Below are 16,719 nucleotides of genomic sequence, written 5' to 3' on the forward strand. Positions count from 1 at the left end.
GGGCGGTTTTCGGCCGAGCCGGATCCGTACCCGTACGCCGGCCGCTGTCACCCCGTGTGACGGCGGCCGGTCCGCGGGGAGGGACCGGCCCGCCGCAACACCCTGCGGGGCACCGGCAATGCCACGGTGAACCCATGACCGGTTGTCACAAGAGGAAAATCCGGTTCATCACTCCGCAAATCGCTCACTAGATCGGGGTAATCGGCGCGGATGCCGGGCCGCGAAGAGATCTAACGTCCGGAATGTACGCGGGCCGCACCAGGACCAGAAAGGCCACCAGGCACCCATGCCCATTCCGGATACCGGCCTCTTGCCGGAAGCAGACCTTGACCCCCTCCTCGTCTCCCCCTGCGCCGCTCCCCAGCCCGTCGGCACGCTGCTCGTGCCGGTCGAGGAACTGCCCGCGGCGGAATCGTCACCGGACGCGGTGTCCCGCCGCGTGCGCGACGAGCTGATGCTCGACGGGAACGCCCGGCTCAACCTCGCCACCTTCGTCACGACATGGATGGAACCCGAGGCGCGGCAACTCATGGCCGAGACCGCGGAGAAGAACCTCGCGGACCGTGCCGAGTACCCGCAGATCACCGCCATGGAGGAGCGCTGCGTCCAGATGCTCGCCCGGCTCTGGCACGCGCCGCGCCCGGAACTGGTGCGCGGCTGCTCCACCACCGGCTCCAGCGAGGCGGCCATGCTCGGCGGTCTCGCGCTCAAGCGCCGCTGGCAGACCCGCCGCCGCGCCCAGGGCAAGGACGTCACCCGCCCGAACCTCGTGATGGGCGCGAACGTCCAGGTGTGCTGGAAGAAGTTCGCCAACTACTTCGAGGTGGAACCCCGTTACGTCCCGATGGAACCGGGCCGCTACCACCTCACACCCGACACCCTGACCGCGTACTGCGACGACAACACCATCGGCGTGGTGACCGTCCTGGGTTCCACGTTCGACGGGTCCTACGAGCCCGTCGCGGACATCTGCCTGGCCCTCGACGGCTACCAGACGGCCACCGGCACCGACATCCCCGTCCATGTCGACGGCGCCTCCGGCGCACTGGTGGCGCCGTTCCTCGACCCCGGCCTGATGTGGGACTTCCAGCTCGAACGCGTCGCCTCCGTCAACGCCTCCGGGCACAAGTACGGCCATGTCTTCCCCGGCCTCGGCTGGGCCCTGTGGCGGGACGCCGAAGCCCTCCCCGACGACCTCGTCTTCGAGGTGGACTACCTCGGCGGCAAGTCCCCGACGTTCACCCTCAACTTCTCCCGTCCCGGCGCCCATGTCGTCGCGCAGTACTACAACTTCCTGCGGTACGGCTTCGAGGGACTGCGCAACCTGGCGCGCCAGAGCCGTACGACGGCCCGCTCGCTGGCCGCGCAGATCCGCGCACTGCCGCCGTACGAACTGGTCACGGACGGCTCCGACCTCCCCGCCTTCGCCTTCCGGCTCACCCCCGGCACCACCGACTTCACGGTCTTCGACGTGTCCGAGGCGATGCGCGCACGCGGCTGGCACCTGCCCGCCTACACCTTCCCCGCACCCTGTCAGGACGTGTCCGTCCTGCGCCTGGTGGTACGCACCGGCTTCACGGCCGAACTGGCCCACCTGTTCATCTCCGACCTGTCCCAGGTCACCGCGCACCTCAGGGTGCCCGATCCGCGCGGGCACACACCGGTCCTCAGTTCCTCGGCCTGAGCCCGTGTCCCGCGGCTCCTCGGCCTGAGCCCGTGTCCCGCGGCCCGTCCGGGACCTGACGGACGGAAGGGGCGAGCCGCCGTGGCCCGCCCCGGGCACGCGGAGGAGCCGCGTCAGGAATCGAGGTCCGTCTCCAGTGCCGCGGCTCTCAGTGCCTCGCCGACCCGGGCGACGGCCTCTGGCATCGGACCGGGCAGCCTGGCCAGAAGGAGCCTGCGCTGTTCCTGCGGTCCGCCGCGTACGGGCCGGACGCACACCCCTTCGGGCACCGCCCGGGCGATCCCCGCGGACACCGTGGTCAGCCCGCATCCGGCGGCGACCAGGTGCAGCTTGGCCAGCCAGTCCCGGGCGGAGTGGACGATCGCGGGCCGCTCGTCCAGGCCCGGCCAGACCCCCATGAGCCGGTCCTCCCCGGAAGGTGCCGCGATCCACTGCTGCCCGCGCAGGTCGGTGACGTCGACGTAGTCACGGCGGGAGAGCGGATGGGAGACGGGCAGCGCCAGGTACAGGCTGCGCTCCGTCAGGGTCTGGCACTCCAGGGGCGGCGACTGTCCGTCCAGCGGCCGGAACGGGGGCGCGGAGCTGATGAGCGCGAGGTCGACGCTGCTGGTGCGCAGGGCCCTGGCCAGGGCGGGTGTGCTTCCCTCACGGGTGACCACCGTAATGGCCGGATGCGAGGCCCGCAGGGCGGTGATCGCTAGGGGGACCAGGACCGCGCCCGTGCTCGGCAGCCAGCCCACCCGGACGGTGCCGCCCTGGTCGGGGAGACCGGACACCTCCCGGGCCATGCGGTCGATCTCGTCGAGCGCGGCCGTGGCGCGGCGGAGGACGAGGTGCCCCGCGGCGGTCAGCCGCACCCCGTCCCGCCGCCGCTCCAGAACGGACGTCCCCGCGGCGCGTTCGATCGCCGCGATCTGCCGGGAGACCGCCGACTGCGTGTACCCGAGTGAGACGGCCGCCGCGGTGAAGGTGCCTTGCTCGGCGACCGCCCGGAAGACCCTCAGGGCGGTGAGCGAGAGATCACGAATCTCCATGACAGCTACGCATACCACCTTTGCGAGAAATTCGCCGACCGCATGGGAGCGATGCTTCGGCGCACGTCACACCAGGTGTTCTCAGAGGCCGGCGGAGCTGCCGCAGACACTCTCCGAGGACCGGCGAACCCGCCGGAAGATCCCCCCGGGCCCGCACCGGGGCAGCCGGAAGGGGACCTCCTGGGGGGAGGTCCCCTTGTCGTGCCGCGGTGGTGTGTCAGGCGGCGATGCCGTCGGTGTGGACCGCGGTGCCGCTGGTGCCGGCGGAGCGCACCTCCAGGGCGTGCACGACGTGTTCGGTGCTCAGCTCATGGGCCGTCAGGTCACCGAGGGCCGCGACGGCGAGGGCGACGGCGTCCGCGAAGACGAGCCAGGTCTGCGCGGTGCCGTGGAAGGCCAGGGCAGCGATCAGGGACCACAGACCGACCACCGCGAGCACGGCGTGCCCGGCCTTCGCCGAGGCGCGGCGGGCGAAGACCGCGGCGGCGGCACCCGCGACCGCGACGCCCGTGGACACCCCGAAGGCGATCCAGCCGGCGACATGGGCGGAGAAGGCGAAAGAGGACACAGCGAGGAATCCGCCGGCGATGACGGCGACGGTGTTGAGCGCGTAGCGAGGGCTGACAGCCATCTCGTGAACACCTCCTGGGCTCCGCAGGCATGCGGAACCACACGTGAATGTGGGAAGTGGGTCGTCACGGGGCGTTGCATCGACGCCGAGGGCGGCTCGCTACCTCCGATCCGTTGTCGGAGACACCGCTTACAACCAACGCCGGGCCTCCCGCATGCCCTCATCCGGCTCCTACGTGGTGTGATCCGGGTCATACCCCTCCCATGCGGAAGGCCAGGAAGGACAACTGACGGACCCCGAGTCGGCCCGCGCAGCCACGACACGGACCGCGCCCACCGGCTTCCGGCGGCTCGCCAGGCCGTCGAGGAGGCCGGGCACCGGCCCATGGTGGGCACGCGCACTCCCGCACCAAGAACTATGGTGTCCCACCACATACGCCTCTGACCTGCACGTTCCTACGGTGTGGCGACACACGGACGTCCCCGTCGAACGCCAGGAAGTGGTACCGATGTCCTCCCCCTCGACCGCTCCGCCCGCACCGACCGACCTCAAACGCATCGTCGCCGCCAGCCTCGTCGGCACCACCATCGAGTGGTACGACTTCTTTCTGTACGGCTCGGCCGCCGCGCTCGTCTTCAACAAGTTGTTCTTTCCGGACTCCGACCCCGTCGTCGGCACCCTGCTCTCCTTCCTCACGTACGCGGTCGGGTTCGCAGCGCGGCCTCTGGGCGCCCTGGTGTTCGGGCACTACGGGGACCGGCTGGGCCGCAAGCGGCTGTTGGTGCTCAGTCTGCTGCTGATGGGTGCGGCGACCTTTGCCATCGGTCTGTTGCCCACGCACGCGAGCGTCGGGACCGCCGCGCCCGTGCTGCTGACCGCGCTGCGGCTCGTCCAGGGGTTCGCCCTCGGCGGCGAATGGGGCGGTGCCGTACTGCTGGTGTCCGAGCACGGGGACGCCCGGCGCCGTGGGTTCTGGTCCTCGTGGCCGCAGACCGGAGCGCCGGCCGGGCAGTTGCTGGCGACGGGTGTGCTGTCGCTGCTCACCGCCCTGCTGTCGGACGCCTCGTTCGCCGGCTGGGGCTGGCGGATCCCGTTCCTGCTCTCGGGCGTGCTGGTCGCCGTCGGTCTGTGGATTCGGCTGTCCGTCGACGAATCACCCGTGTTCCGGGAGGCGTTGGCACGGGCCGAGGCCCGCAAGGTGACCGAGGCCGCCGATCCCGAGCAACTGCCGCTCGTCGCCGTACTGCGGCGCCACTGGCGCGACGTCCTGGTGGCGATGGGCGCCCGCATGGCGGAGAACATCAGCTACTACGTGATCACCGCCTTCGTCCTCGTCTACGCCACGACCTCGGCCGGCGCCTCCCAACAGACGGCGCTGAACGCCGTGCTCATCGGCTCCGCCGTGCACTTCGCGGTCATTCCGGCCTGGGGCGCGCTGTCGGACCGGATCGGGCGCCGGCCCGTGTATCTGCTGGGTGCGGCCGGGACCGGTCTGTGGGTGTTCCCGTTCTTCTCCCTGGCCGACACGGCCTCGTTCGGCAATCTGATCCTGGCCGTGACCGTGGGTCTGGTGCTGCACGGGGCGATGTACGCGCCGCAGGCCGCGTTCTTCTCCGAGATGTTCGCGACCCGGATGCGCTATTCCGGTGCCTCGATCGGTGCCCAGTTCGCCTCGGTCGCGGCCGGTGCGCCCGCACCGCTGATCGCCACCGCGCTGCTCTCCGAGTACGGCGGCTCCACACCGATCGCGCTGTACGTGATCGCGGCCGCCGTGCTGACCCTGGTGGCCGTCGCCCTGGCCGAGGAGACCCGGCACCGGGACCTCGCCGAGATCGGCCCCGAGACCGCGGCGGACGGGGAGCAGGCCAGGGGCCGGGCGGAGGGCAACCGCGGGGGGTGACCCCGCGGCTCTCACAGCGGCCCCGTACCGCCGTCGGCGCACGGCGACGCCGACGTCCGTGCCGAGCAGTGAGCGGCGGGGGGCGGCACCGGCCGGGAGTCCGGCGGCGGTGGCGGGGCGCGGGGCGGAGTGCGGGTGGTGGCGGGACATGGTCACAGGATCCCGCACGGTCCGCCGGTCGCGTTCGGCCTGTGGAAAACTTCCCGGCCCGTGGTCGTCCGGCCGGTCAGTGGGCGGTCCAGCCCCCGTCGAGCACCAGCGAGGTACCGGTGACGAAGGTGGTGTGCGGGCCGCACAGATAGGCGACGGCCTCGGCGACCTCGTCGGGTTCGATGAGCCGTTTGACGGCGCTGTCCTGGAGGAGCACCTCGGACAGCACACGTTCCTCGGAAACGCCGTGGGCCCGTGCCTGGTCGGCGAGTTGCTTCTCGACCAGGGGGGTGCGCACATACCCCGGGTTCACACAGTTCGAGGTGACACCGTGGGCTGCGCCCTCCAGGGCGGCCGTCTTGGACAGGCCCTCCAGACCGTGTTTGGCGGACACGTAGGCCGACTTGTAGGCGGAGGCGCGCAGACCGTGGACGGAGGAGATGTTGACGATGCGGCCCCAGCCCTGACCGTACATGTGCGGCAGGGCGCCTCGGATGAGCCGGAACGGGGCCTCCAGCATCACGGTCAGCACGGTGTGGAAGACATCGGGCGGGAACTCCTCGATGGGGCGCACCAGCTGGAGCCCGGCGTTGTTGACCAGGATGTCGGTGCCTGCGGCGACGCGCTCGGCGGCTTCCAGATCGGTGAGGTCCAGGACCTGCGGTTCGACCGATCCGGCCAGCTCACCGGCCGCTCCCGCGAGTGCGTCCAGCCCGGCCGCGTCCCGGTCGACGGCCCTCACCTCGGCCCCGGCCGCCGCCAGCCGCAGCGCACAGGCGCCGCCGATGCCGCCCGCCGCACCGGTGACGAGGGCAGTGCGGCCGGTGAGGTCGAGTGAGGGGGCGGAGGGGCCGGGCAAGGTGTCGTACGAGGTCATACCCCGACCCTAGGCAGCCCCTCGACCGGGCCACATATGGTCCCGCCCCATACTTCAGTCAGAACTCGTGGGGACGAACCATGTGGGCTCATCGGACAGGGCCTGCTTGATCCGGAAGAGCTGCCGTTCGTTCATCGTCGGCATCGCGTCCACCTCGAACCAGCCGACCTCCAGGGACTCGTCGTCGTTGACCCGTGCCTCGCCGCCGACGGCCCGGCAGCGGAGGGTGATGTCCATGAACTGGCAGATGTCGCCGTTGCCGAAGGTGACCGGCTCGCCGGACTTCACCATCACGACCCGCTCCGGGACGCATCGGACGGCCGTCTCCTCGTACACCTCCCGCACGGCGCAGGCGGCCGGCTGCTCGCCGGGGTCCGGGATGCCCGAGGGGACCGCCCACTTGTGGTTGTCCGCGCGCCGGCCGAGCAGGATCCTGCCGCGGTCGTCCAGGACGACGGCGCTGACACCCGGCAGCCACAGCAGCTGATGGCCCGCCGAGGCCCGGATGGTCCGGATGAAGTCAGGAGTACCCATGGACCCGACCCTAATGGAGCCGGTCGTGTTCCTCGCGCGCGAGGAACGGGCGGACCACGGGGCGGGGCGCTACGCCGTACGGGTGTGCCGGGCGCGCACACCTGCCCCGATCGCCCAGCCGAGGCCGCCCGCGGCGACCAGCACGAGGGCCATCTCGGGCAGGATGCCCAGCCGGGTGGCGGGTGTCTCGGAGGAGCGCAGCGGGATCTTCTGGACCAGGTAGCCGGGGACGAACATGCCGGTCCTCTGGGTGATCCTGCCGTCCGGCATGATGATCGCGCTGACGCCGCTGGTCACCGGCACGGTCACGGTCCGGCTGTGCTCGACGGCGCGGATCCGGGACATGGCGAGCTGCTGGTAGGTCATCTCGCTGCGGTCGAAGGTCGCGTTGTTGCTCGGTACGGAGATCATCTGCGCGCCGTGGGTCACGGTGTCCCGCACGGCCCAGTCGAACGCGGCCTCGTAGCAGGTCGCGAGGCCGACCTTGGTGCCGTCGATGTCGAAGACACCCGGTTCGCTGCCCCGGCTGAAGTCCTGGCGGACCATCGAGGTCCAGTTGTCGTTGATCGCGCCGAGGAGCGAGCGCAGCGGGAGGTACTCGCCGAACGGCTGGATCTGCCGCTTGTCGTACGTCTGTGTGGGGCCCTTGACCGGGTCCCACAGGATCTGCTCGTTGAGCAGCTTGCCGTCCCGTTCGATGACCGCGCCGACGGAGATGGGCACGCCGATCGCCTTGACCGCCTTGTCGATGACGGCGGCCGCGTCGGGGTAGGCGAAGGGGTCGACGTCGGCGGAGTTCTCCGGCCACAGCACGAAGTCGGGCCGTGCGACCTTGCCCGCCCTGACGTCGGCGGCCAGTTTCTCGGTCTCCCGCGCGTGGTAGTCGAGCACGGCCCGCCGCTGCGCGTTGAACTCCAGGCCGGAGCGCGGCACATTGCCCTGGACGACGGCGACGGTCGCCGTGCCGTCCTCGGCCTTGTCGCTCACCAGCGCCCGGGCGGCCAGCGCTCCCACCACCGGGACCGCCACGCTCAGCAGGGCCGCCGCGGCCGCGCCCGTGCGGACCGCACGGGTGCGCCGTCCCTCGGCGGCGAGGTGTGCGGCCTCGTACAGGCCGAATCCGCACAGGACCACGGCGAAGCCGAGCACGGGCGTGCCGCCGACCGCGGCGAGCGGCAGGAAGACACCGTCCGCCTGGCCGAACGCGATCTTGCCCCAGGGGAAGCCGTGGAAGGGTACGCGCGCGCGTACCGCCTCGCCCGCCACCCACACGGCTGCCGCCCACACCGGCCCGCCGGGCAGTTTCGAGACCGCGGCGATCCCGACCCCGACCAGCGCGATGAAGACCGCCTCCACGGCGACCAGGGCGAGCCAGGGCCCGGGGCCGACCTCCACGCCGGTCCACACGAGCAGCGGCAGCAGGAAACCGAGGCCGAAGAGGTAGCCGAGGCCGAGGGCCGCCTTCCAGCCGCGCCCGCGCAGCACCCACGCGAAGCCCGCGAAGGCGGGCAGGGCGAGCCACCACCACAACGTGCGCGGAGGAAAGCTGGCGTAGAGCAGCACTCCACAGAGCGCCGAGACGACGGCCGGGACCAGACGCAGCAACCTGGCGCGGCGCGTCCGCGCCTGCCCTGGTCGGAGCCGGTCCGGCCGGTCCACGGAAGTTGTGGTGACGGTCACCCCGGGAGTGTACGGCGGGTGACTTTGAGGCCGACAGCGCGGCCCGTGGGACCGCCGCGCCCGTCCTCGTCGCCGGAGGCCCGCTGCGTACGCATGACCTTGTCCGTGACACCGTCCAAAGGGGTACGCACGGCCCTGCTGCCGCACCGCCGCGCGCGACCGCGGCACCTCGCCGTCACACCGCTCGTGCGGCGGACCGCGGCCTTGCCGCACACCGCCCCGTGCGTACGCACGGTCCTGTTGTCGCACGCCCCGTGCGTACGGCGGCCGGCAGCCGTTACGGTGTGCCGGAGCCCGTGTGGTACGGCCGGTCCCGGTCCGCCGCACGGGGTCGGCCACTGGTCGGGGGACCGGGTACGGGGGGCTACGGGGTGGGGACGACAGGGCTGACATCCGCGTCCGGATCGGATGCGGATGCGGACAGCGACAGACGAAACGTTTCTGATGTCCTGGGCATCACGGTGCTGGGGGCCTGCGCGGCGTGGTCCCTGATCGCCGCCGCGGCACACGACGGCCGCCCCGAGGGTGTCCTGCTCGCGGTGCTCGCCGTGACCGCCGGCTACGCCTCGGGCCGGATCGCGGGGGCGCTGCTGCCGGTCGCCGCGCCCTGCGCCGCGGCGCTGGCCGGGCTGGGTCTCGCGGTGGCCGTGCCGGCTCCACCGCCGGGTCTCCGGTTCGACGCCCCGCCCGGTCATGCCGGGGCCACGGCCGCGCTGCTGGCCCTGGCCACCGGAGCGGTGTGCTGCGCCGCCTGGGCCACGGCCGTTCCGGGGCTGCGGATCGCCCTGCGGCTGTCGGCCGCGGTGATCGTGCTGACCGGTGCCGCCGTGGGATCGGCCGCCGGGTGCGTGCTGAGCGCGGGCGTCCTGCTGTGGTCGCTCGCGGCCGGCCGGACTCGGCACCGCGGCCGGGGCATCCTGGGCCTGGGCCTGGTGGCGGCGCTGGTCACCGGGGTGACCTGGGCCGTCGCGGGCAACGTCCTGCCGGCCGGTCCTGCCGCCCTGATGGAGTCCCTGCTGACCACGGACCGCGTACGGCTGTGGCGGGACGCCCTGTGCCTCGCCCGCCGGAACCCGGCGCTCGGCACGGGACCGGGCCGCTTCGGCGAGCACGGTGCCGTCCTGTCGCCGACGGCACCGCCCGACGCCAGGCCGCACTCGGCGCCGCTCCAGCAGGCGGCTGAGCAGGGACTCACCGGCGCGGCCCTGCTGGTGGCGGTGTTCTGCTGGGTGTTGTACGCGTTGTGGCGCGCGTCCCGGACCGCGCCGGTCGCGCTGACCGCGGGTGCGGCCCTGACCGCGCTGGCGGTGGTCGCGGCGGTCGGCAACGCGCTGAGCTTCACCACGGTGTCGGCGGGCGCGGGGCTGCTGGCGGGGCTGGCCACCGCCCATCCGCTGCCCGGGGACGCCCCGGAACCCGGGGACGGAGACGTCGGCGGATCCGCGGGTTCGCCGGGCGGAGACGGTGTCAGTGAGCGGTGCCCGGTGTGATCGTCCGCAGCCGGGCCTTGATCACCCGGACCGCGGACTCCGCGTTGTCCACGGTGATCGTGAACGTGTGGCCGTCCCACAGCCGGAGCACCACGCCCTCGCCACGGCGCACCACGACCGCGGTGCCCTTCTCGGGCCGCCAGCGATAGCCCCAGCCGCCCCAGTGACGCGGTGTGACGTGCGGCGCGAACTCGGCGCCGGCGACATGGCTGAGCGGGATGCGGCGGCGCGGCAGCCCGATGTGGCCGCAGCGCACCTCAAGGGAATTCCCGTCCAGCCGCAGATCGACGTGCACGAACGCGAGGGTGCCGAAGAGGACCAGCAGCCCGGCGGCGATACAGCCGACTACGGACATGGCAAGCGGAACGATGCCGGAGGTCCAGGCGGATTCCAGGGCGAGTTCGATGCCGAGCGCCATGCAGGCCGCGCCGACGAGCGCGAGCAGCCACTGGACCCGGTTGGTTGCCCGGCCGGTCCATACCTCGGTGTGGAAGGCGTCGGCGGTGACCTCGTCGTGCGAGTGGTCCTGCATGAGTACGAGGTTACTAAGGTTTCGCTGCGCGGGTAACGTGTTGCGCAGCGTGACTGCGCCGGGTGCCGGGAGACCGATCCCGGATCGGGCCCGTGCCGGGCGCCGGTCGCGGCGGTCAGCGGGCGGCGCTCGCGGCCACCAGGAGACGGCCCTCGGCGTAGTGCAACGCGGCTGCGGGCAGTCCGCCCGCGCGGCCGCTCAGCAGCACCGTCACGGTGCCTGTGGCCGGGGCCTCGGGCGCGGGCGGTTCGGCGATCCGGCGCAGCGTCTGGGCGGCCACCGCGCCGGCGCTGCCGTGCAGGACCAGTGGCGCGGTGGCGGAACGCTGCAGGGCCGTGCGGATGCGCTCCGCGACCAGTTCGTAGTGGGTACAGCCCAGGACGACGGTCGTCACGTCGTGCGGGGTCAGTTCGGCGGCGGCGGCGACGGCGGCGTCGATGGCCGACTCGTCCGCGTGCTCGACGGCCTCGGCGAGTCCCCAGCACGGCACCTCGGCGACCGGTACGCCGTCGGCGAAATCCTCGATGAGTCCGCGCTGGTAGGGGCTGCCGGTGGTGGCGGGTGTGGCCCAGATCGCCACGGGACCGCCGCCGGCCGCAGCCGGCTTGATCGCCGGGACGGTGCCGATCACCGGGATGCCGGGTTCCAGGCGGGCCCGCAGGGCGGGCAGCGCGTGCACGGTCGCCGTGTTGCAGCCGACGACGAGGACGTCGGGGCGGTACGCGGCGGCGGCCTCGGCCACGGCCAGGGCGCGCCCGGTGAGGTCCTCGGGGGTGCGCGGTCCCCAGGGCATGCCGTCGGGGTCGAGGGAGAGGACGAGATCCGCGTCGGGCCGCAGCCGCCACACCGCGGCAGTGGCCGCCAGGAGGCCGATTCCGGAGTCCATGAGCGCGATCTTCACGCGGCCACCATAGAGGATGGCTGCCGACGCTCCGGCCGGGTGGTGCAGACTGCGCGGGTGAGTGCCCTCGTGTGGATCGCCGTCCTGTCGTTCGTCGCCTGGCTGTGGCTGCTGCTGTGCCAGGGCTTCTTCTGGCGGACGGACGTCCGCCTGCCGCCGCGCCGGGACCCGGACGTGTGGCCGTCGGTGTGCGTGGTCGTACCCGCCCGCGACGAGGCCGCCGTGCTGCCGTCGAGCCTGCCCTCACTGCTGGCGCAGGAGTACCCGGGGCGGGCGGAGGTCTTCCTGATCGACGACGGCAGCTCGGACGGCACCGGGGAACTGGCCCGCGAACTGGCCGGGCGCCACGGCGGGCTGCCGCTGACCGTGGCCTCGCCCGGCGAGCCGCCCGCGGGCTGGACGGGCAAGCTGTGGGCGGTGCGCCACGGCATCGGTCTGGCACGCGCGCGTGACCCCGAGTACCTGCTCCTGACGGACGCGGACATCGCACACGAACCGGACAGCCTGCGGCACCTGGTGGCGGCCGCGCGCACCGGGGGCTTCGACGTCGTCTCGCAGATGGCCCGGCTACGGGTGGAGAGTTTGTGGGAACGCCTGGTGGTGCCCGCCTTCGTGTACTTCTTCGCCCAGCTGTACCCCTTCCGCCGGATCGGGAAGCGGGGCGCGCGGACCACGGCGGCCGCGGGCGGCTGCGTGCTGCTGCGCACGGAGACGGCAATGCGGGCGCGGATCCCCGACGCCATCCGGCATGCCGTCATCGACGACGTGGCGCTCGCGCGGGCCGTGAAGGGCGGCGGTGGGCACATCTGGCTGGGACTGGCCGAGCGGGTGGACAGCGTGCGCCCGTATCCGCGGCTGCACGACCTGTGGCGGATGGTCTCGCGCAGCGCGTACGCGCAACTGCGGCACAACCCGCTGCTGCTGGTCGGCACGGTCGCCGGGCTGGCGCTGGTGTACCTCGTACCGCCGGTGGCACTCGTGGTCGGCGCGGCAGGCGGGAGTACGGCGGCCACGGTGGCCGGCGGGGCGGCGTGGCTCGTGATGACGGGGACGTACCTCCCGATGCTCCGCCACTACCGCCAGCCGCCGTGGCTCGCCCCGCTGCTGCCGTTCACCGCCTTCCTGTACCTGCTCATGACGGTCGATTCGGCGGTTCAGCACTACCGGGGGCGTGGCGCTGCCTGGAAGGGCCGTACGTACGCCCGCCCGGACGCCGTCCCCGACGAGGGCTGAGGGGCCGTCACTTCCGGCCGGGTGTCCAGTTCATGCCCCACCCGTAGGCGCGGTCGACCGTCCGCTGCGGGCTCACACCGCGCGGCGGTACCAGATACTGGGCCTCGCGCCGCACGACGAGGTCGCCGCCCGTGTTGGTGATCAGGGCGAGCGCGCACACCGGCGACGGCACGGTGCACTCGTCGAGCGAGAACTCGACGGGTGCGCCGTGCTGGGGGCGCAGGGTGACCGTGGCATGCAGGTCGGCGAAGGAATTGGCACCTTCGTAGATGGTCACGAAGACGAGGATGCGCCGGAAGTCCCGGGTGTGGTCGAGGTTGACGGTGAGGTTCTCGCCGCTCGTCGTGGCACCGGTGCGGTCGTCGCCGTCGAGGTGGATGTACGGGGGCCGGTCGAGCGATCCGAAGGCGTTGCCGAGTGCCTGGACGACTCCTTTGCGGCCGTCGGTGAGTTCGTACAGGGCGCACAGGTCGAGGTCGAGATCGGTGTGCGCGGTGCCCCACCGGCCGCCCCATCCGCGCGTCTGCTTGCGCATCTGCCAGTTGAGGTTGACCCGCAGCGCGCCGGAGGTGCCGCCCTGCTTGGCCAGCGAGACGGAGGGGGCCGCCTTGGTGAGCGTGACTTTGCTGAGCCGTACGGGCGCGGCGGACGGCGGCGGGACCGGCGGGGCGACCGGCGGCGGTGCGGGCACCGGAGGCTTCGCGGTCAGGTGCGGCGGTGGGGTGACAGGTGCCCGCGGCGGCACCGGAGGTGCGGCCGGCGGGGCGGGGGCGGAGTGCGGTGCCGCGTGCTGCGGCTCGTCCACGGTGATCCCGAAGTCGGTGGCCAGGCCCTCCAGCCCGCTGCTGTAGCCCTGCCCGACGGCCCGGAACTTCCAGCCGCCCTGACGGCGGTAGAACTCGCCGAGCACGAAGGCCGTCTCGACCGTGGCACCCGCGCTGTCGAAGCGGGCGACCACGTCGCCCCGGCCGGCGTCGGTCACCGCGATGTAGAGGTCCGGGACCCGGCCGAACGTCCCGCCGTCCGCCGAGGCGGCGAGGACCACCCGCTCGACGGTGCCCTCCACGCGCGCGAGGTCCACGAAAAGGGTGTCGGTCACCTTCCCCGCGCTGTTGTGTTTCCCCTCGTGGCGCACCGCACCGGAGGAGTGGCCGGGCTGGTTGTAGAAGACGAAGTCACCGTCGGAGCGCACCTTTCCGGCCACGAGGAGGAGCGCCGAGGCGTCCACGTCCGGAACCCCGGGCTCCGAACGCCACCCCAATTCGACGCGCAGTGCCGTCGTGGGCACCGGCGCATTCGATCCTTTCGGCATTGACATGTCCGCCCCCCTCACGTCTCACCGGCCGGCGTCCCGGCCGTCCCTTGCATCCCTACCCGGCCAACCTATTCCCGAGGGCAGGGAACTCCCACCGGCCGCACAGAAAGATCGCCGTCCAACACCCGGTAACCTGCCAGGAACTCGGCCTTTACAGGATCCAAACGTCGAACACCGCCCCATTTTGCCAAGTTCGCTCGGATTAGCGATCCCACGTCACCGCCGACACGGAAAACAACCCTCTTATCGGTCTCCCCAACCAGCACATCGTGGGCTTAACTTATGTGCCATGACCTCCCCCCGCTCCACTTATGGCGGCGGCTACTACTCCGCCTCCTTCCCGGACACTCCGATCTACGACTCGCTCGTGGCCGAGCGGGGCACCCCGCAGATCGCCCCGATCCGGGTCCCCGCGGCCTACGACATGCCGGGCAGCAACCTGCCCGCGCTGCCGTCGGCACTGCCCGCGCTCCCGGCGGGCCCCTCTCAGAGTGCCCCTATGTACGGTTACCCGCAGGCGCAGCAGCCCGCTCCGCTGCAGCAGGCTCCCACGGCCTACATCCCGCAGCAGGCCACCGCGCCGCGCGGCTACCCCGGTCCGCAGGCGCCGCAGCCGCCGCGGCCGATGGCGCACGGCAACGGCTACGAGGCGATGCGTCCCGCGGCTCCGCGGCCCGCTCCGGCCCCGTACCAGGACCCGTACAACAACCAGCAGCCCTACCGCGGCTACTGACGCAGTTCCCCGGCTGTCGGTGACGCCTGGCACGATGGCGGCATGGGGAACGCCACGCTGCAGTCGATCCACGTCCATCCGGTCAAGGCGTTCCGGAGCATCGCGCTCCGGGAGGCCGCCGTGGAGCCCTGGGGGCTGGCTGGGGACCGGCGCTGGGCACTGATCGACGACGGGGGAAAGGTCGTCACACAGCGTGAGCGGCCGCACCTGGCGCTGGCCGCCGCCGAGCCCATGGCCGGCGGCGGCCTTCGGCTGTCCGCGGCCGGGAGGACGCCGCTGACCGTGCCCGTCCCCGAGCCTGCGGGCACGGTGACGATCTCCGTCTTCGGCACCAAGGTGGAGGCCGTTCCCGCCGGGGAGGCCGCGCACGCCTGGTGCACCGCGTATCTGGGGACGGACGTCCGTCTGGTCCACCTGGACGACCCGGCCACGCGCCGCCCGGTCGATCCGGACTTCGCCCTGCCCGGTGAGACGGTGAGCCTCGCCGACGGCTTTCCGCTCCTGGTGACCACGCTCGCCTCCCTCGACGCCCTCAACTCCCTGCTGGCCGAGGGCGATCACGCCCAGGAGGGCCCACTGCCCATGAACCGCTTCCGGCCGAACGTGGTCGTGGCGGGCACGGCACCCTGGGCCGAGGACGGCTGGTCGCGCATCGCCATCGGCGAGGTGGGCTTCCGCGTCGCCAAGCCGTGCGGACGGTGCGTCGTGACCACGACCGACCAGAGCACCGCCGCGCGCGGCGCGGAGCCCCTGCGCACGCTGGCCCGCCACCGCCGCATCGGCGGCTCGCTGGTCTTCGGACAGAACCTGGTCCCCCGGTCCACCGGCACGATCCGCGTCGGGGATCCGGTGCGGATCCTCGGCTAGTTCGTGCTCCTCCGGTTCGTGCTCCTCCAGTCCGTGCTCCTCGGCCTGTACGCGATAGGAGTCTGTGCGTGACACGCGGGTGATCCGTGATCCCCGGCTGGGTGCGGATCACGGCGCCGTCCACGCGGGGGCCTCGTCCAGGGCAGAGGGCCGCAGATGTAGGACAGTGCGGTCCGTCCGTGCGTGGCGACGCTCCGACGCGGCACACGGGGGGCGTGGCGCGGCAATACCTGTACCGCGGGCGAGCGCGCGCCACGCGCCGCCGAGTGTGGGTGGATCGCGCTCCGGCCGGCGGGCCGCCGCGGCGCGGTCGGTGGCTCCCGCTCTGCCCGACCGGTACGCCGAGCGGACGGGCCGCGCGGTTGGCTCGATCCCGGCGCCGCGGGGAACCAGACCCCGCAGCCCGGTCGTTAGGAAGTCGTGAGAAATTTGAGAAGTTGTTGACCGGACCCGGTCGAAGGTGCGGGGGTGACGTGGCTCTCTCCTCGGCCGGGACCTCAGGTGCACGGCTCCACCAGGGATTGTCACGGAGCGGGAAGGGGGGTGCGGGACCGTGTGGGCAATCAGCGGTCTCTGGCGCTGGCGGCGCAATCCGCTGCGCCGTGCGACCGATCTGGCCGAGGCTTGGGTGGCCCTGGGGACGCTGCTGCTGATCGCGGTGGCCGCGCCCGTTGTCGGCTCGCTCGTCGGAGCCGGGGCGCAGAACGCCCTCCAACGCTCCGTACGGGCCCAGCAGCAGTCCCGGCACGCGGTCACGGCCACCGTGCTGCGCAAGCTGGAAGACGCCATGCCCGAGCCCGACCCGGAGAGCGGCACAGGCGACAGTCCGCGTAGCCGGGTCCTGGCCGAGTGGACCGCCCCGGACGGCGCCCGGCAGCGTGGCCCGGTCATGGCGGACCTCATCTCCCCACGGCAGGGCGACCACTTCAGCCTGTGGACGGACGCCCACGGCCGCATGGTGGCCCGCCCGCTGGACTCAGCGACGGCGGCGACGCATGCGGTGCTGGCCGGGCTAGGTGCGGCACTGCTGACGGCGGGGCTGGTCGAGGCCGGCAGACGGATGATCGTCTGGCGCATGGTCCGCCGCCGGTACGCGCGTTGGGACCAGGCATGGGACCGGGCGGGCCCGGACTGGGGCAAGGCAGGCACCGGCAGCTGACGGCCTGCCGCCTCTGGTCAATCCACCGTCCGCGCGCACGCTACGGTGGACCGGCCGAG

At 72.5% G+C, this 16,719-nt stretch carries 15 protein-coding genes; 7 read left to right on the top strand and 8 right to left on the bottom strand.

The window, feature by feature from the left end; all coding sequences use genetic code 11:
* The first annotated feature begins 286 nt into the window (after positions 1-286).
* Positions 287-1,684: a glutamate decarboxylase gene (locus ACFY2B_RS06530; protein ID WP_390762026.1), complete on the top strand. Its 1,398-nt coding sequence runs from the start codon at positions 287-289 to the stop codon at positions 1,682-1,684.
* A 113-nt stretch (positions 1,685-1,797) separates the two neighbouring features.
* On the opposite strand, the gene ACFY2B_RS06535 is transcribed toward ACFY2B_RS06530, so the two are convergent.
* Both ACFY2B_RS06535 and ACFY2B_RS06540 read right to left on the bottom strand, forming a co-directional pair.
* Entirely contained in the window at positions 1,798-2,718 is a 921-nt protein-coding gene (locus ACFY2B_RS06535) for a LysR family transcriptional regulator (RefSeq protein WP_390762027.1), read from the bottom strand.
* A 217-nt stretch (positions 2,719-2,935) separates the two neighbouring features.
* Positions 2,936-3,349, bottom strand: coding sequence for a hypothetical protein (locus ACFY2B_RS06540; RefSeq protein ID WP_390762028.1), 414 nt, complete (start codon positions 3,347-3,349; stop codon positions 2,936-2,938).
* 448 nt (positions 3,350-3,797) lie between these two features.
* On the opposite strand from ACFY2B_RS06540, the gene ACFY2B_RS06545 reads away from it, so the two are divergent.
* Positions 3,798-5,189 carry an MFS transporter gene (locus ACFY2B_RS06545; RefSeq protein WP_390762029.1) on the top strand — a complete coding sequence of 464 codons (1,392 nt, stop codon included), beginning with the start codon at positions 3,798-3,800 and terminating at the stop codon, positions 5,187-5,189.
* Positions 5,190-5,415: 226 nt separating this feature from the next.
* Here the strand turns inward: ACFY2B_RS06545 and ACFY2B_RS06550 are convergent, their stop codons facing one another.
* The 3 genes from ACFY2B_RS06550 to lnt all read right to left on the bottom strand — a co-directional run bounded on the left by ACFY2B_RS06550 (position 5,416) and on the right by lnt (position 8,430).
* A complete protein-coding gene (locus ACFY2B_RS06550) occupies positions 5,416-6,216 on the bottom strand; it encodes a 3-hydroxybutyrate dehydrogenase (protein WP_390762030.1) in 801 nt (266 codons plus the stop codon).
* Positions 6,217-6,270: 54 nt separating this feature from the next.
* Positions 6,271-6,750, bottom strand: coding sequence for an NUDIX domain-containing protein (locus ACFY2B_RS06555; RefSeq protein WP_389015711.1), 480 nt, complete (start codon positions 6,748-6,750; stop codon positions 6,271-6,273).
* A 69-nt stretch (positions 6,751-6,819) separates the two neighbouring features.
* Positions 6,820-8,430: an apolipoprotein N-acyltransferase gene (gene lnt / locus ACFY2B_RS06560; protein WP_390762031.1), complete on the bottom strand. Its 1,611-nt coding sequence runs from the start codon at positions 8,428-8,430 to the stop codon at positions 6,820-6,822.
* A gap of 455 nt (positions 8,431-8,885) precedes the next feature.
* Here lnt and ACFY2B_RS06565 point away from each other — a divergent pair, with 455 nt between their 5' ends.
* Positions 8,886-9,920, top strand: coding sequence for an O-antigen ligase family protein (locus ACFY2B_RS06565; protein WP_390762343.1), 1,035 nt, complete (start codon positions 8,886-8,888; stop codon positions 9,918-9,920).
* Here the strand turns inward: ACFY2B_RS06565 and ACFY2B_RS06570 are convergent.
* Together ACFY2B_RS06570 and ACFY2B_RS06575 are read right to left on the bottom strand one after the other, a co-directional pair.
* Entirely contained in the window at positions 9,898-10,452 is a 555-nt protein-coding gene (locus tag ACFY2B_RS06570; protein ID WP_390762032.1) for a hypothetical protein, read from the bottom strand. The two genes, ACFY2B_RS06565 and ACFY2B_RS06570, sit on opposite strands and share 23 nt — an antisense overlap.
* A 115-nt stretch (positions 10,453-10,567) precedes the next feature.
* Positions 10,568-11,353 carry a glutamate racemase gene (locus tag ACFY2B_RS06575; RefSeq protein ID WP_390762033.1) on the bottom strand — a complete coding sequence of 262 codons (786 nt, stop codon included), beginning with the start codon at positions 11,351-11,353 and terminating at the stop codon, positions 10,568-10,570.
* A gap of 39 nt (positions 11,354-11,392) precedes the next feature.
* On the opposite strand from ACFY2B_RS06575, the gene ACFY2B_RS06580 reads away from it, so the two are divergent.
* Positions 11,393-12,586 carry a glycosyltransferase gene (locus tag ACFY2B_RS06580; protein WP_390762034.1) on the top strand — a complete coding sequence of 398 codons (1,194 nt, stop codon included), beginning with the start codon at positions 11,393-11,395 and terminating at the stop codon, positions 12,584-12,586.
* 7 nt (positions 12,587-12,593) lie between these two features.
* Here ACFY2B_RS06580 and ACFY2B_RS06585 read toward each other — a convergent pair whose 3' ends face one another.
* Complete coding sequence (locus tag ACFY2B_RS06585) at positions 12,594-13,904, bottom strand: TerD family protein (RefSeq protein ID WP_390762035.1); 1,311 nt, start codon at positions 13,902-13,904, stop codon at positions 12,594-12,596.
* 286 nt (positions 13,905-14,190) lie between these two features.
* On the opposite strand from ACFY2B_RS06585, the gene ACFY2B_RS06590 reads away from it, so the two are divergent.
* From ACFY2B_RS06590 to ACFY2B_RS06600, 3 genes are all read left to right on the top strand, one after another.
* On the top strand, positions 14,191-14,634 hold the full coding sequence (locus ACFY2B_RS06590) for a DUF6643 family protein (protein WP_390762036.1): 444 nt from the start codon (positions 14,191-14,193) through the stop codon (positions 14,632-14,634).
* A 42-nt stretch (positions 14,635-14,676) separates the two neighbouring features.
* A complete protein-coding gene (locus ACFY2B_RS06595; RefSeq protein WP_390762037.1) occupies positions 14,677-15,501 on the top strand; it encodes an MOSC domain-containing protein in 825 nt (274 codons plus the stop codon).
* 553 nt (positions 15,502-16,054) lie between these two features.
* Positions 16,055-16,660, top strand: coding sequence for a hypothetical protein (locus tag ACFY2B_RS06600; RefSeq protein ID WP_390762038.1), 606 nt, complete (start codon positions 16,055-16,057; stop codon positions 16,658-16,660).
* The last annotated feature ends 59 nt before the right edge of the window (positions 16,661-16,719 follow it).

It is taken from the genome of Streptomyces sp. NPDC001270 (assembly GCF_042896695.1).
Classification (GTDB): domain Bacteria; phylum Actinomycetota; class Actinomycetes; order Streptomycetales; family Streptomycetaceae; genus Streptomyces.